The sequence below is a fragment of the Mucilaginibacter segetis genome, assembly GCF_016522075.1.
In the GTDB taxonomy this organism is placed as follows: domain Bacteria; phylum Bacteroidota; class Bacteroidia; order Sphingobacteriales; family Sphingobacteriaceae; genus Mucilaginibacter; species Mucilaginibacter segetis.
The window spans coordinates 47,760-63,005 of record NZ_JAEHFW010000004.1 but is presented as its reverse complement, the minus strand read 5'-3'; the positions used below and the strand labels follow the sequence as shown (position 1 = coordinate 63,005).

Below are 15,246 nucleotides of genomic sequence, written 5' to 3'. Positions count from 1 at the left end.
GCCGCTATTATTTGGCTGTTATATTTAGTAAATTCGCAGCGCGGCCCTACCAGGGCTTTTATTGTCTTTTACTAAACTAAAAATCAAACAAATATGGCTTTTGATTTAGATATGATCAAAAATGTTTACGACCGCTATAGCACCCGTATTGATGCGGCACGCAAAGCGACTGGTAAACACCTTACCTTAACCGAAAAAATATTATATGCTCACCTTTCCGAAGGAGATGCTAAACAAGCATTTGAACGTGGTACTGATTACGTTGATTTTGCACCTGACCGTGTTGCCATGCAGGACGCAACAGCGCAAATGGCCCTGCTGCAATTTATGCAAGCCGGAAGGCCGCAGGTTGCAGTACCTTCAACCGTACACTGCGATCACCTTATACAGGCTAAGATAGGCGCCACTGAAGATTTACACACGGCCATTGATGTAAACCGCGAAGTATATGATTTTCTTGCTTCCGTATCTGATAAATATGGCATAGGGTTCTGGAAAGCCGGTGCCGGTATCATTCACCAGGTAGTGTTAGAGAACTACGCTTTCCCCGGTGGCATGATGATAGGTACAGATTCACACACCCCTAACGCGGGTGGTTTGGGCATGGTAGCCATTGGCGTTGGTGGTGCTGATGCATGTGATGTGATGGCCGGATTACCATGGGAACTTAAATTCCCTAAACTGATCGGAGTTAAGTTAACCGGAAAACTTTCCGGTTGGACATCAGCAAAAGACGTAATACTTAAAGTAGCAGGTATACTTACTGTAAAAGGTGGTACCGGTGCTATTGTAGAATATTTTGGCGAAGGCGCCCGCTCGCTTTCTGCAACAGGTAAAGGTACCATCTGTAACATGGGTGCGGAAATTGGAGCAACAACTTCCATATTCGGCTACGATGAAAAAATGTCAGTTTATCTGAAAGGTACTAAACGTGCAGATATTGCCGAACTGGCTGATGCCGTTAAAGAACACTTAACAGGCGATGATGAAGTATACGCTAACCCTGAACAATATTTTGATCAGGTTATTGAAATAAACCTGAGTGAGCTTGAGCCGCATATTAATGGCCCTTTTACACCCGATCTGGCATGGCCTATCTCAAAATTCGCTACTGCGGTTAAAGAGAATAACTGGCCTGCTGAGTTAGAGGTAGGTTTAATAGGTTCATGCACCAACTCATCCTACGAGGATATTACCCGTTCTGCATCAATAGCTAAACAGGCTGTTGACAAGCATCTTAAAACCAAAGCAGAGTTTACAATAACTCCGGGCTCGGAACAGGTGCGTTATACTGTTGACCGCGATGGCTATTTAAATACATTTACCGAAATGGGCGGTGTAGTTTTAGCTAATGCCTGCGGTCCTTGTATAGGCCAATGGGCTCGTCATACTGATGACCCTACCCGCAAAAACTCTATCATTACCTCGTTTAACCGTAACTTTGCTAAACGTAATGATGGCAACCCTAACACCCATGCTTTCGTGGCATCTCCTGAAATAGTGACCGCATTTGCAATTGCCGGAGATCTAACATTTAACCCGCTTACTGATACATTAACTAATGAAAACGGTGAGCAGGTAAAATTGGATGAGCCTATGGGGATAGAAATGCCGGTAAAAGGTTATGCTGTTGAAGATGCCGGTTATCAGGCTCCTGCCGAAGACGGTAGCGGAGTGGAAGTTATTGTTGACCCAAAATCAGCAAGGCTACAACTTTTGGAACCATTCACCGCATGGGAAGGCACTGATATTAAGGGCTTAAAACTTTTAATTAAGGCCAAAGGTAAATGTACTACAGACCATATCTCTATGGCCGGACCATGGTTAAAGTTCCGCGGGCATCTGGATAACATTTCCAACAATATGCTCATTGGTGCAATTAACTACTTCAATAATGAATCGGACAGTGTAAAGAACGCCTTAACAGGTGAATACGGACCTGTACCCGCCACTCAGCGCGATTATAAAGCTCACCATGTAGGCAGTATAGTTGTAGGTGACGAAAATTACGGCGAGGGTTCATCACGCGAGCATGCAGCTATGGAGCCACGCCATTTAGGCGTTCGGGCTATATTGGTAAAATCATTTGCACGTATACACGAAACCAACCTTAAAAAACAAGGGATGCTGGCAATTACCTTTGCTGACAGTAATGATTATGATAAGATATTAGAGGATGACACTTTTGACATAGACGGTTTAACTGAATTTGCTCCGGGCAAACAGTTAACTGTAGTTTTACATCATACTGATGGCACAACGGATTCCTTCCAGGTAAACCATACTTATAATGCACAGCAAATAGAATGGTTTAAGGCAGGCGGTGCGTTAAATATTATCCGCAGACAAATGGCTTCTTAAGCCTTTAAGTTTAAATAAATACAAGCCTTCCCGTTTTTCGGGGAGGCTTTTTTATTGCAGTAAAAGTTTTAGGTTTATCCCGAAGTTGGTAAAGGCCGTGTTAAAAGTTTGAGAGGTATAAGGCTTGGTGATATTGCTGTCATAAAACAGGTTAAGATTAAATCGCTGATTGATCACATAATCAATGGACGGGCGAATAGTTATATTTTTGGCGCCGGAAGAAATCTCCGCAGACTCGATATCCGCGCGATAAATAAGTGTTTTATTATCTCGCAAAGCCAAATCAAGTTTAAAGTTTACATCATTGTTTTGCCTTGCACCTGTACCAAACAAGCCAAAAGGCATCCTGAAATTTTTAGGCCGGTAGCCAAATCCGAACACCAGTATATTTTCATCCTGCTGGGCTAACTGGCTGTTTAGTAAACTCAAACTCAGCGACCGTGTTTTACGATACTCAAAGTTGGCCGTCATGCTGTTTTTAAATCTTACATCGGCACCTATTAATGGCACAAACTGTTCAAAAATGCTTACCTGTGTAAATTGATAAAATGGCAAAAAGTCGTTATTGGCATCTCTGGAGTCTACATTCCCGTTATCTTCGTGATATTGCAATAAAGTGGTGTAACCATTAACATTGTATGATGAACGATACCCATGCCGCAGGTCAAAAGAATCAAATAACTCACTAAAAAACTGCAGCTTGCCTAACCCGTTATACGTTATTTGCCAGTTGGGTATAGGAATATCCGGGAATTGATTAAGGGATGAAGAGTTAGCACTTTTGCCTGAATATGCTGCTAAAAATGCAGGTACCAATACGTTTTGTGCATTGGGTCCGTAACCGTCGGCGTAACCGCCGCTTGTACCTGTCGAATTGGGATTGAGCACACCCAGCTTTTGTGATATGATTGACCGGTTATTTAAAAATTGCTGATAAACAGAAGATGTATTATTAATTCCTCCGGCTTTAGAAAACGCTGTAGCTAATGTTAAATATGATATACTATAGGTACCTGATGTTACCGGGCTTAAATTCTCAATCATGCCGGTTTCTGACAGATATTTAAAATTAGTTTGATAGTTCCGGTCCTCGGTTTTAAAGGCGATCAACTCTATACGCAAATCTTTTATTGGCTCAATAATACTCCGCAGGTGCAGGTCCTCATTAAACGTTTTTACATACAACTGATTTTGCAATGTATCGGTTGTTATCCAACCGTTGGCTACGGCCTTATTACGCAGATCGGCCTGGCTGCCCAATAAAAACCCTAAGCCCGGTGCATCGTAGGTAAAGTCTTCCCCAAAAAAGTTTGTTTGGGGCAAATAACCGGGCAAAAAGGTTCCCTCCGTACGGGTGTAATTGCCGCTGATACTTTTTATGCCGGTAACTATATTCAATAAAAACTGACCGGCACCACCACCTTTGCTGTTACCGTTTTTTCGCAAAGCAGCAAACTTATTGTATAAAGTGGTAAAATTTAACGATGGATTAAGCTGTATACTTCTCGAGTTTTGAATACTGTTACCAATATTATAATCGGCGTTATTAATGGCAAATTCCGGTTGGGTTTGCCAGTTAAAATGCGTGCTGTAACGCGCTATCAGCGCTGTCCAGTCCAGGCCCGGTATTTTGTTTATCGGCGTGGTATAGTTAAGGTTGATAGTATGATTATAATTAGTAGTACGGCCCAGCTTTTTCAGGTTTTCCCAAAGTGTATCGCGCTTAAGGCCATTAATGCGACCTGCGGGTTCATCCACTACTGAAAGATTGGTGGCATCAATATCCAACTGCAGCGACTTCGATAAATTCCACCCTATACCATATACACGGGTGATATTAAAATTCTTGTTAAAACTGGTAGGTATTGGAATAAAGTTATTAGGATCATTATCACGCAGTGTGTTCTCTGAATAAAAACGATCGAAACTAATGCTGAAATTTAAACGTGACGGTAATATGCTAAAGTTAAAATCGCGCGCTAAAGCAAGCAGGTTGCTCTTAATTATCTTTTGAAAGGGCGAATAATATTTAGGTTGATTACTGTAATTATAAGCCAATGCCAGGCGATACGTTTTGGCAAAGTCGTTCTCTACATTAAAATCATGGTGCGTGTATTCCGTATAGGCATAGGTTGCATTCAAATTCTCTACATCCCAGATGTGTACAGGCGCATCAGGATTTGTACGTTCTTTATGTACATTGGTGAAATTAATGCTTTTACGCATGGTGTAATCAACAGATACATTACGTATAGAGTCACGCGCTTGCGAAGTAGGTGCTGCTGCAAGTGTTTTCTTAAGTTCAACATCGGGCGAGGCCGGGTCGTACTGAGGAGTACTTACCTGATTAGACACATTTACGTAGGCAGGGATACGTATCCCGCTTTTATCCGGGAAAAACTTACCCAGTTCAACACTTCCTGACACATCATATATTTGGTTATCACTCCGGCTCCTGTCATTCAACCTGGAATCCAGCGTACCAAAACCTACCGTACTTTTGCTCCCGGTTACCGTTATATTGGCAAAATCAGCCAGTGCGAAATCGGCCCGTGCAGTAGCGGCCCAGCCACCACGATTGTCAAAGTCTGTTAAACGCAGTTCATCAAACCAAACAATACCGGTTTTATCCAGTCCATCATCTGTACTCCCAACCGCGTTGGGTTTATATGGATTACGAACGCCCAACATAATGGTACGCAAACGACTCAGGTCGGGTTGCCCCTTAATGGTAATTTTATTACTTCCGTCGGTAAAAACAAATGGCACGGTGTATGGCCATGGTTCGCCGTTAAGTTTGGCATTATTACGCGCGAGTTTGGCATTGGTAAGTACATCTAACTGCAGGTCGAGTTCGTTACTTGCCGGCCATATGGCATCCGGATCGCGCGTACCGGGCTGGGTTACAGCCAGCGGCACTTCATATTCGTAATAGTTATCCTGATAATCAGCCCCGAGTCGTATAAACGCACTCAGGTCGTTATCCTTCAACATATCCCCTTCGGCATGTATGAACATCTGGATGCGTTTATATGACCGCAGATCGTTATAAAACGTTCGGAAAGCTGCTCTTGAATACCCGTCTCGCAGATTGCTTACATTTAACGAGAGTGATTGTTCATTCAGTCGCGTATCAGTTTGCAGGTTGTTATAATTACGCTGCCTGTTAATACCGGGTGGCACTACATAAGGTATAGGTGTACGGTTGCCGTTTTCTTCAATATTTACCGCCTGTACGTCGAGCGTTGAATTATCATTCACAGGATTGGCAATGCCCGGGTCAGCAATAATATTAGCCGGATTATTTTCGGCATTAAAGGTGCGCCATTCGCCTCTTACCAATTGCAATGTAGCAAAACGCAGTATAGCTGTATCGGCAAAGTTGGTCATGAACATCCGCATAAAGCGTATGGCTTTAAAATCCTGTATATTACCCACCTTGCTTTCATAATCAGTTATCGGTATCCTGAACTGGTACCACGTAACAGACTCATCAGTACCATTAGCTAATTTAACATTAGATGTTACTTTATCACTGATATAGTTTTTACCCACCACCATATCCTGCGGCCTGATGGAGACCCGGTACTGAAAGTATTCATCAGTCTGGCTCATGTTGTTATCGCGGTTGATATCCTCCCCGTCGGGGAGTGAAGTGGACGCGGAGGTTTGTAATCCCAGTTCGGCCTGTGATTGTTCTGCCGTTTTGGAATTACCTTCGGTACCGTTATACCTGCTGTAACGCTCTAATATCCCCGCCCTTTCCTGATCAAGCTCCGGGCCCTGGTAATAACGGTAATCATCAGACGATGGGTCGGCAGCAAAATTTGTTGCTGCCAACGGACTAACTGCCCCTTTAATTTGTTGCACCACGCTGCTAAATTTAGCTTGTTCATCGGTATCATTTAAACCGTCCAAACCAATATCCTGCAGCCGGCGGGCATCGGGGTTATTATCAAACGCGTTTATTACAGGCTGTAGCTTTGATACCCTCCCCCAAGCGGTTTCATCAGTTTTATCTGTACTTCCGTCAACAGGTAAGGCATTCTCCAAACTTTTACGCCCATCCTTTAATATATCTTCAGACAGGCTACCCAAATTAAAGTACAGGTCTCCCCCTTGTGATGATGGTTTGTTAATAAATGGATCCATTACCCAAAATTCAATGTAGCCAACATTCAGAGCTTCAAAATCGTTAGTTTCTATCTTCCTGAAAATACCTCCCCAGCGGCTTTTAGCATTTTGTAAGGTACCGTCGCTGTTTATACCGGTAGTGCTGTAATTATACGGCCCGCGGATCATGGGGTAAAATGCCAGGTTTAACGTAGCCAGACTTATCCCCTGCCCTATAACTGACTGCTTGTACGGGAACACCTCCTGCTCAATTATCTGTCTTACATAGTTGTTAGAGAGTTCGTTCCTGGAAATAGGTATATTACCAAGACTTGTATAAAATATAGGATCGATATTATAAAAAGCCAGACGTGCACGGTTGTAACCGTAGCTCAGATCATTAAAAAGTTGCGATTCCTGGAACATTTGCGGCGTACCGGATATCTGCCAGCTGCCAGCGCTCTTGATATCAATAACCGATCTGCTGTTCTCAAAATCATCCAGATAAGATGTACCATTTTTTGACCCCGCAAAATTCAACGCGTTAGGGTTACCCGGCATAAGGCGCGCAAACTCACCGCTCAGGTTTACTGTTGATGGCACTTTGGTATTAATAAAGGGGATCTTATCTACCAACCGTGTTAAAAACCGGGAATTTGAGCTGTAATTAGCATCAAAGCCCCATATGGTGTTGGAGATAGACTCTTCCCCAACTATTTCGTTTTGAGAAATGGGCTGCTCGGTAAGGTGCAATATAGTAGCGCCAAGTTCCAGATTGGGATTAGCATGATAATCAAGCCGGGTTCCAAATAACGATTTCTGCTGAACCCCAAAAAGCTCATTATTCTCTAACTTTACATTGATGGGTTGCCCTGATGAGAGCAGCGCCTGATTGAGTATCCGTATGCGCCCTGCGCTATAGTCCACCGTATAATCGGCGCCTTCCTGTAATTTTAACGAGCCTGCAGTAACCACTACCGAACCTTGTGGTATATTAACGGCATTCAGTTGGTATTCCGACCCTCCTGTTGATGTATATGTTCCTTTTATTAAATACCTGTTTAATTTGGGAAAAAATTGCTGAGCTATGGTTTTCGTAGAATCATATAAGGGTTGATATACATACCTGTTGGCGAGATCCTGTTCGCCCGGAGCAAACTGCCTCGACAGATCTGATCCGAATGGTTCCAGCACCGGGAACATGATTCGCCCGTTTTGCGAATCTATAGTGATCCCCTCTAAAAAATCAAAGAAGCCATCCGGCCGTTTATCATTCTGCTGGTCAAGGTTATCTACATCGGTTAGCTGTAACCACCGCTTTCCTTTTGTATTTACGCCTTCATCCATAATTGATTTTTCAATTCCGGACTTGTCATCCAATCGTGTAATGTTTAACCTGAAATTTTCCGGACTTATCTGAAAGGCCCCTAAGGAGTATATATTCTTCATCATCAGATCCCAGGTAGGCAGGTTGGTTTTCAGTAACTCATTCTTAAGCAATTTTACATAAAGCACTTTTGGAGTATTGGGGTCAACCGGCACATCGCTGGAGAATTCACCAACCTGATACTGTACGCCATTATAAGAATACTGATACGCCACGGCAAGTACTTCATCATTATTAAGCGGATAATTCAGCGATATATAACCCAATTTTGGATTAAGGGTGAATTCCTTATCCGTTAACTTTCGCGCATAAGTTAATTTGGCGTAATTATCCGTATTACCTGTGCTGCGGAAATAATTTGCAACATCATTGGAATTTGTAATACGGGCATTGGCAGGCAGGTTTGCCAGTAAGGAGTTGGATTGCTGCACAAACCCCGGGCCCTGGAAACCGGCCGGCAATCCGCTGAAACCGGCGCCGCCCTGTATAAGGGTAGTGTTGTAAGGATTATTCTCACCCAAATCTAAGAAAGCAAGCACATCGCGCGAATCTGTGGTTACGTTAGTGCGGTTAGTAGTCCAAACCTCAATTTTGGTGATGGTAACATTTGAACTGATGATGGGAATATTAGCCAGCGCCTTGTTATAATTATTGCGAAAATACTGCGCCAAAAAATAATGCTTATTTGCCTCATAGTCCGCAGCGGTAAGGGAAATATTACCTTGTTGCGATCCATTGGTAATAGTGATGGTTTTTGATTGCGACCGCTGTTGCGAAAGTATGCTGGTAACATCCAGCTTGCCGAATTTGAGTTTAGTTTTAATGCCAAACAAGGCCTGACTACCTGAAATTAATGTAGTATTTAAAGGCATACTTACCGTACCCGCCTCAATTTTTTGTATAATTTCATCGGGGTGACCCGTATAATCCAGTTTTATCTGATTTTCGAATTGAAACTGAGCTTCTGTATTATAGTTGGTGCTTATTTTTAGCTTATCGCCAATATCGCCTGTTACGTTCAGTTGAATGCGCTGGTCAAAATTAAAATTGAACTGGCTGCGTTGCCGAGTATTATATAACGGATTTTGATTTTTATTAACCTGGCCCGCCAGTATCATCTCAGCCGAACCCTGTGGACGGATATTAATGGTTGAACTGCCAAATATCTGCTCAAAGGTTTTACTCCGTACCTTTATCTGAGGTATAAAACCGGGCTGCTGCGATTCATAAGCATAATTATCAGCCAGTTGTTTAAAATATTCACGTTTGTTATCCTTTTGCAGCAGTTGCAGATATTCGTCAAAAGTGAGATAAACAGGCGGGCGATAAAGCAGGTTACCTACTTTCTCGTATAATATATACCGGTTAGTAGCCGCATCGTACTCAATAGTGCGAACAAGGTTTGGCGGATCAGGGGTTAATACCCCATCAAGCAGACGTTGATTTTTTGACCGGGTTATTTTTACAGGGGCTTTTATAAAAGTGGTATCAGCTTTTGCACTGGCCAAAGGTTTTTGCTGCGCAAACACTGCTCCCTGTCCGCATAATGCAGCAACAAACAATATACTTACAAAAATCCTACAAGTAAAAAACCTAACCAAGCATTTAAGAATTACAGGTAATTATAAGCTTTTTAAAGCGAATTTAATTAACTGTTCAACAGTTAAAACGCCATTATTTTTGCTTATTTCCTGCTCAAGCACCTTTTCGGCAGCATTGCGGGCAAAGCCCAGCATCACTAAGGCGGATAAGGCTTCGTCCTTAACGGTTTTTAATACGGGCATCATAGTCAGCGTATCAGGCCCCTCTTTTCGCAGCTTATCCTGGAGTTCTAAAATAATTCGCTGAGCAGATTTGGGACCTATCCCCTTAATGCGTTGTATAAGGGATACATTCCCCTGTACTATGGCTGCCTGTATCTCGGCCGGTGTAATAGACGACAGCATCATACGGCCCGTATTAGGCCCTATGCCTGATATAGATACCAGATGCAGGAACAACCGGCGTTCGCCGGGTTCAGCAAACCCGTATAGGGTGTGCGCGTCTTCCTTTACGTGCAACCATATATATAGCTTACACTTTTCTTCCCCGGTGATCTGTGAATACGTATGTAAAGATATATTGATATGATAACCTACACCACCGGCATCGATCACTACATGAGCAGGACTTTTAAAAGCTAATTTACCATCAATATAATCGTACATATGTTATTTCTTTTTGCGTGATTTTGATGCGGCTATGGCTTCTTCCCTGCTCTTTTCCTGTGCATCTACCACCGCTATGGTAACCATATTTACAATTTCACGAACCGAGCTGCCTAACTGCAATACATGCACCGGCTTTTTCAGGCCCAATAAAATTGGCCCTACAGCCTCTGCCCCACCAACTTCCTGTAATAGTTTATACGCTATATTTCCTGCTTCCAGTGTAGGGAATATAAGTGTGTTTGCAGGTTTACCGTTTAGTGTTGAAAAGGCAAAATTGTCTGCAAGCAATCGTGTATTTAACGCAAAATTAGCCTGCATTTCGCCGTCAACAACCATATCCGGATATTTTTCATGCAGAATTCTTACCGTTTCACGTGTTTTTTCCGGTATATCACCCTCGTTGGAGCCAAAGTTCGAGTAGGATAATACAGCTATGCGGGGTTTAATATTAAACTGGCAAACTGAGTGTTCCATCAAAACGGTAATATCAACCAGCTCCTGTACTGTGGGGTTAACGTTAACAGTGGTATCACCAAAAAACACCGGGCCTTTTTGGGTGATCATCATATACATACCTGCTACACGGTTAACACCTTCCTGTGTGCCAATAATTTGTAAAGCAGGTTTAATGGTAGGCACATAATTCTTGGTCAGACCGGATATCAGCGCATCCGCTTCACCAAATTGCACCATCGAGGCTCCATAATAGTTACGGTCGCTCATTAATTTCTTCGCCTCAAAAAAGGTAACACCTCTGCGCTGGCGCTTTTTAAAGTAATATTCGGTGAACTCCTGCAGGCGTTCCGAGTCCTCGCGAGGGTCAATGATCTGCACATCACCCAGGTCAAGGTCATTATCGCTTATAATTTGCTTTATTTTTTCAACATTCCCCAATAAAATAGGAGTAGCAATACATTCTTCTTTAACAATTTGTGCAGCACGCAATATCTTATAATTATCTGCCTCAGCAAAAACCACCCTTTTAGGATCCTGCTTGGCTTTATTGGTAATATCACGCAGTAATTTATCATTATGGCCCAATCGCGAAAGCAGTTCTTCATTATAAGCATCCCAATCGGTAATGGTTTTACGAGCCACACCCGATTCAATTGCCGCTTTAGCAACTGCCGCCGATACCTCCACTATTAAACGCTGATCCATTGGTTTGGGGATGATATAATCGCGTCCAAACTTCAAATTTGTTATATTATAAGCCAGGTTAACCGCCTCGGGTACAGGTTTCTTTGCCATTTCCGCAATTGCCTTTACCGCCGCAATTTTCATCTCCTCATTAATTGCTGTAGCCCTTACATCAAGCGCGCCCCTGAATATGTACGGAAACCCTAATACGTTATTCACCTGGTTAGGAAAATCCGACCGGCCCGTAGCCATAATTATATCCTTACGGGATTTAATAGCTATATCGTATGCGATCTCCGGCTCAGGATTGGCCATCGCAAATACTATCGGATTTTTAGCCATACTAACCAGCATTGCCGGGGTAACCACATTTCCGGCTGAGAGGCCAACAAAAACGTCGGCTCCTTTCATGGCGTCAGCTAAGGTGGTAATGTCTTTACGCTGTGTGGCAAACTCCATCCTGATATCATCCAGATCGGTTCTGGAAGGTGTAAGCAACCCGTTTATATCAAACATTACCAGATTCTCCTTTTTCACACCCAGTGAAAGATACATTCTGGAACAGGAAACAGCAGCAGCGCCCGCGCCGTTCACTACCATTTTAATTCTATCGAGTTTTTTTCCTTGTATTTCGCAGGCATTCATTAACGCCGCACCAGATATGATGGCCGTACCATGCTGGTCGTCATGCATTACCGGGATCTTCATTTCCGCTTTAAGGCGACGCTCTATTTCAAAACAGGTTGGAGCGGATATATCTTCCAGATTAACACCGCCAAACGTTGGTTCTAATGCCTTTACAATGTTTACGAATTCATCAACACTTTTGGCATTTACTTCCAGGTCAAAAACATCAATATCAGCATATATCTTAAATAACAAACCTTTACCTTCCATAACCGGCTTGCTGGCCTCGGGGCCAATATTCCCTAATCCTAACACGGCTGTGCCGTTGCTTATAACGGCTACCAAATTACCTTTAGCTGTGTATTTGTATACGTCTTCTACATTATCGGCAATACGCAGGCAAGGCTCGGCCACACCAGGCGAATAAGCCAAAGTAAGATCGCGCTGTGAGTTAGTTGGTTTGGTAGGTACTACCTGTATTTTTCCGGGACGACCTTTAGAGTGGTAATTAAGGGCGTCCTGTTTACGATTGGTTTTGTTCATCTTATCAAATTCAAGCCCTCAAAATTACAATTACTTTTTGAACGGCTAATAAAAAAGCCCGGTTTTGATGTTTTTCAAAACCGGGCTAACTTGTTTAATACATTTATCCCCGAGTTATTTTAAGTGTTACACCTGCTTGCAGGCGCCCGGTTTTAATACCTATGATGGTTTTATTCCATAGTTTCAGATCTTCAATATCTACACCGTATCTGTCTGCAATATCCTCAAGGGTCTCCCCCTTTTTTGTAGTATAATATTTAGGCAAAACAGTTTTGGCCTGTAAAGTTTTCGCAGTAGCGGATTGCACAGCGGGTACCGGCGCATCAGGATTATTTAACACCTCGTACAAAACGGCAAACCTGTCTTTTGATATTTGGGGTATCACTAACCTTCGCGGCTGTGCAGCCGTTCCATTTATTATCAATTGCTTGTACGCCGGATTTAGTAAAGCCATATCCTGTACCCCTATACCTAATGCAGCCGATATTTTAGTAAGCGAAACATACTTGTTCACCATAACGGTATCTGTTTGCATAGCTAATACACTTTGCTCGGGCGTAATGTTATATTTATCATAATATTGCATCATGTAGCTTACGGCAATATAAGCGGGTACATAACCCCGGGTTTCGGCAGGCAGATACTCACGTATCGACCAATAGTCGTGACCACCTGTTTTTTCCATGGCGCGCTCTACATTGCTTTTACCGCAGTTATAAGATGCTATTGCCAAAAGCCAGTCGCCAAATTGCTGATAGGCATCCTTTAAATAGGCGGCCGCAGCATAGGTTGCCTCTATGGGGTCGCGGCGGTCATCAACATAATTATCTATTTTAAGATTATATATTTTAGCCGTTTCCGACATAAACTGCCATAAACCTGTAGCGCCAACCCTTGAAACAGCATTAGGGTTTAGTTCCGATTCAACTATCGAAAGATATTTCATCTCCTCCGGGATCCCGGCATCACGAAAAGCCTTTTCGTAAATAGGAAAATAATATTTAGACAAGCCCAATGAACGAGCGATGTCGCCTTTTCGCCCCATGTAGGTATCAATATAAGCCTGTACATACTCGTTATAATCTAATGGCACATCTTTTTGTACCGAGTCGAGCCGGCGTTTGTATACATTATCTTCGTAAATGGACCGAGTTGACGGGCTGGGGGGCGAAATCGCGTTAGTATCAACCCGGTTAAGCAGCGATAATTTAAACGCGAATTGTAAAGTATGCTTATTTACATCTGCCTTAACTATTGGTATTAATGAAATACAAATAATAAAAGTAAACAGTTTCTTCATAAGGGGTTAATTACAGGGAACAACAGTTTAAAATTATTTACTAATATATTAATTTTTTATAGCTGCAAGAAATAATCAGAAAAACTCAACAACTCCTGTTCGGCAAAATTTTTGGCTATTAATTGTAAGCCTAACGGTAAACCCTTGCTATTATTACCTGCCGGCAACGAAATTGCCGGTAAACCCGCTAAAGAAGCCTGTACCGTAAAAATGTCGTGTAAATAATTCACCACCGGATCTTTTTCTTTAATTCCCATCTCAAAAGCCGGTTCTGGAGCGGTTGGTGTCAATATAAAATCGTACTCCTGCAATAATTGTTCTGTTTTCTCTTTTATCAGGCGGCGAACTTTTTGTGCTTTCGCATAATAAGCGTCATAATAACCTGCACTTAATACAAATGTGCCCAGCATAATACGTCGCTTAACCTCCTTACCAAACCCCTCGGAACGTGAACGCTTATAGGTCGATACCAGGTCGGTAGCTTCCGGACTGCGATACCCAAAATGCACGCCGTCGTACCTGGCCAGATTTGACGATGCTTCGGCCATTGCCAATATATAATAGGCAGGTACCAGGTAATCCAGCAATTCAAATGATACTGGCTTTACGATGTGTCCGTCTGCGCGAAGTTTCTCTATATAACTGATAAGCTTATTTTTAATTTCATCATCAACGCCGGGGCTTGATAAAGCCTCCTGCAGGTATGCGATATTCTTTTTACCGGTATCGCGGCTGTGCTTTTTGCTTTCAGGAACAGGTTTTGTAGAAAGTGTACCGTCAAACTCGTCGGGCCCGGCCATGATCTCCAATAACAATAAAGCATCCTCAATGGATTGTGTTAATGGACCAACCTGATCAAATGATGAAGCATAAGATATAATTCCATGCCTGGATATTCTTCCGTAAGTGGGCTTTAAGCCAATAACACCGCAAAAGGCCGCCGGTTGCCTTACTGACCCTCCGGTATCGGTACCAATTGCTGCGTGGCACATGCCCGCCTGCACGGCAACCGCCGAACCTCCTGATGAGCCGCCTGATACGCGGGTTTCATCAGCAAAATTCTTTACCGGCCCGAAAAATGAATTTTCGTTTGCGGCACCCATAGCAAACTCATCACAATTACAGCGGCCGATAATAATGGCGTCCTCTGCCAATAAACGTTCAACTATGGTCGCGGAATATATGGAAGTAAAATCTGCTAATATTTTTGAAGATGCGCTAACTTTATGCCCTTTATAGCAAATATTATCCTTAATAGCTATAACCATTCCGGCGAGTTTGCCCAAGGATGCACCCGATGCGATACGTTCGTCGATATTTTTTGCAGCAGCCAGCGCTTCCTGTTCAAATACCTCGTTAAAAACATTTAAGCGGGCGTTGCTTTTTATTTGCTGAAGGTAACTTTTAACCAGCTCTTCAGCAGTAACTTCCCCGCTATATAATTCCCTCTTAAGTTGACTGTAAGAGGCATATTTTTTAGCCATGGGCCTAAAATAAAAAAACTTATCTGTTGAAGCATAAATATTTCAACAGATAAGTTGTAAGTTTAAACAGCAATTATGCTT

The 15,246-nt window shown here is 42.7% G+C and carries 6 protein-coding genes; 1 reads left to right on the top strand and 5 read right to left on the bottom strand.

Annotated features, from left to right (window positions below; all coding sequences use genetic code 11):
* Positions 1–93 precede the first annotated feature (93 nt).
* Positions 94–2,361, top strand: coding sequence for an aconitate hydratase (locus tag I5M19_RS18000; RefSeq protein WP_200067768.1), 2,268 nt, complete (start codon positions 94–96; stop codon positions 2,359–2,361).
* 51 nt (positions 2,362–2,412) lie between these two features.
* Here the strand turns inward: I5M19_RS18000 and sov are convergent, their stop codons facing one another.
* From sov to gatA, 5 genes are all read right to left on the bottom strand, one after another.
* Complete coding sequence (gene sov, locus I5M19_RS17995; protein WP_235985886.1) at positions 2,413–9,423, bottom strand: T9SS outer membrane translocon Sov/SprA; 7,011 nt, start codon at positions 9,421–9,423, stop codon at positions 2,413–2,415.
* 60 nt (positions 9,424–9,483) lie between these two features.
* Complete coding sequence (gene ruvA / locus I5M19_RS17990; protein ID WP_200067766.1) at positions 9,484–10,068, bottom strand: Holliday junction branch migration protein RuvA; 585 nt, start codon at positions 10,066–10,068, stop codon at positions 9,484–9,486.
* A gap of 3 nt (positions 10,069–10,071) precedes the next feature.
* Positions 10,072–12,381 (bottom strand): NADP-dependent malic enzyme, encoded by a 2,310-nt coding sequence (locus tag I5M19_RS17985; RefSeq protein WP_200067765.1) that lies wholly within the window; start codon positions 12,379–12,381, stop codon positions 10,072–10,074.
* 103 nt (positions 12,382–12,484) lie between these two features.
* Entirely contained in the window at positions 12,485–13,681 is a 1,197-nt protein-coding gene (locus I5M19_RS17980; RefSeq protein ID WP_200067764.1) for a lytic transglycosylase domain-containing protein, read from the bottom strand.
* Between the two features lie 56 nt (positions 13,682–13,737).
* Entirely contained in the window at positions 13,738–15,165 is a 1,428-nt protein-coding gene (gene gatA, locus I5M19_RS17975; protein ID WP_200067763.1) for an Asp-tRNA(Asn)/Glu-tRNA(Gln) amidotransferase subunit GatA, read from the bottom strand.
* Between the last annotated feature and the right edge of the window lie 81 nt (positions 15,166–15,246).

Excerpts from the sequence above, each read along its gene's own strand:
- I5M19_RS17985 (WP_200067765.1), bottom strand. The coding sequence starts at position 12,381 with ATGAACAAAACCAATCGTAAACAGGACGCCCTTAATTACCACTCTAAA.
- I5M19_RS17980 (WP_200067764.1), bottom strand. The coding sequence starts at position 13,681 with ATGAAGAAACTGTTTACTTTTATTATTTGTATTTCATTAATACCAATA.
- I5M19_RS18000 (WP_200067768.1), top strand. The coding sequence starts at position 94 with ATGGCTTTTGATTTAGATATGATCAAAAATGTTTACGACCGCTATAGC.
- ruvA (WP_200067766.1), bottom strand. The coding sequence starts at position 10,068 with ATGTACGATTATATTGATGGTAAATTAGCTTTTAAAAGTCCTGCTCAT.
- gatA (WP_200067763.1), bottom strand. The coding sequence starts at position 15,165 with ATGGCTAAAAAATATGCCTCTTACAGTCAACTTAAGAGGGAATTATAT.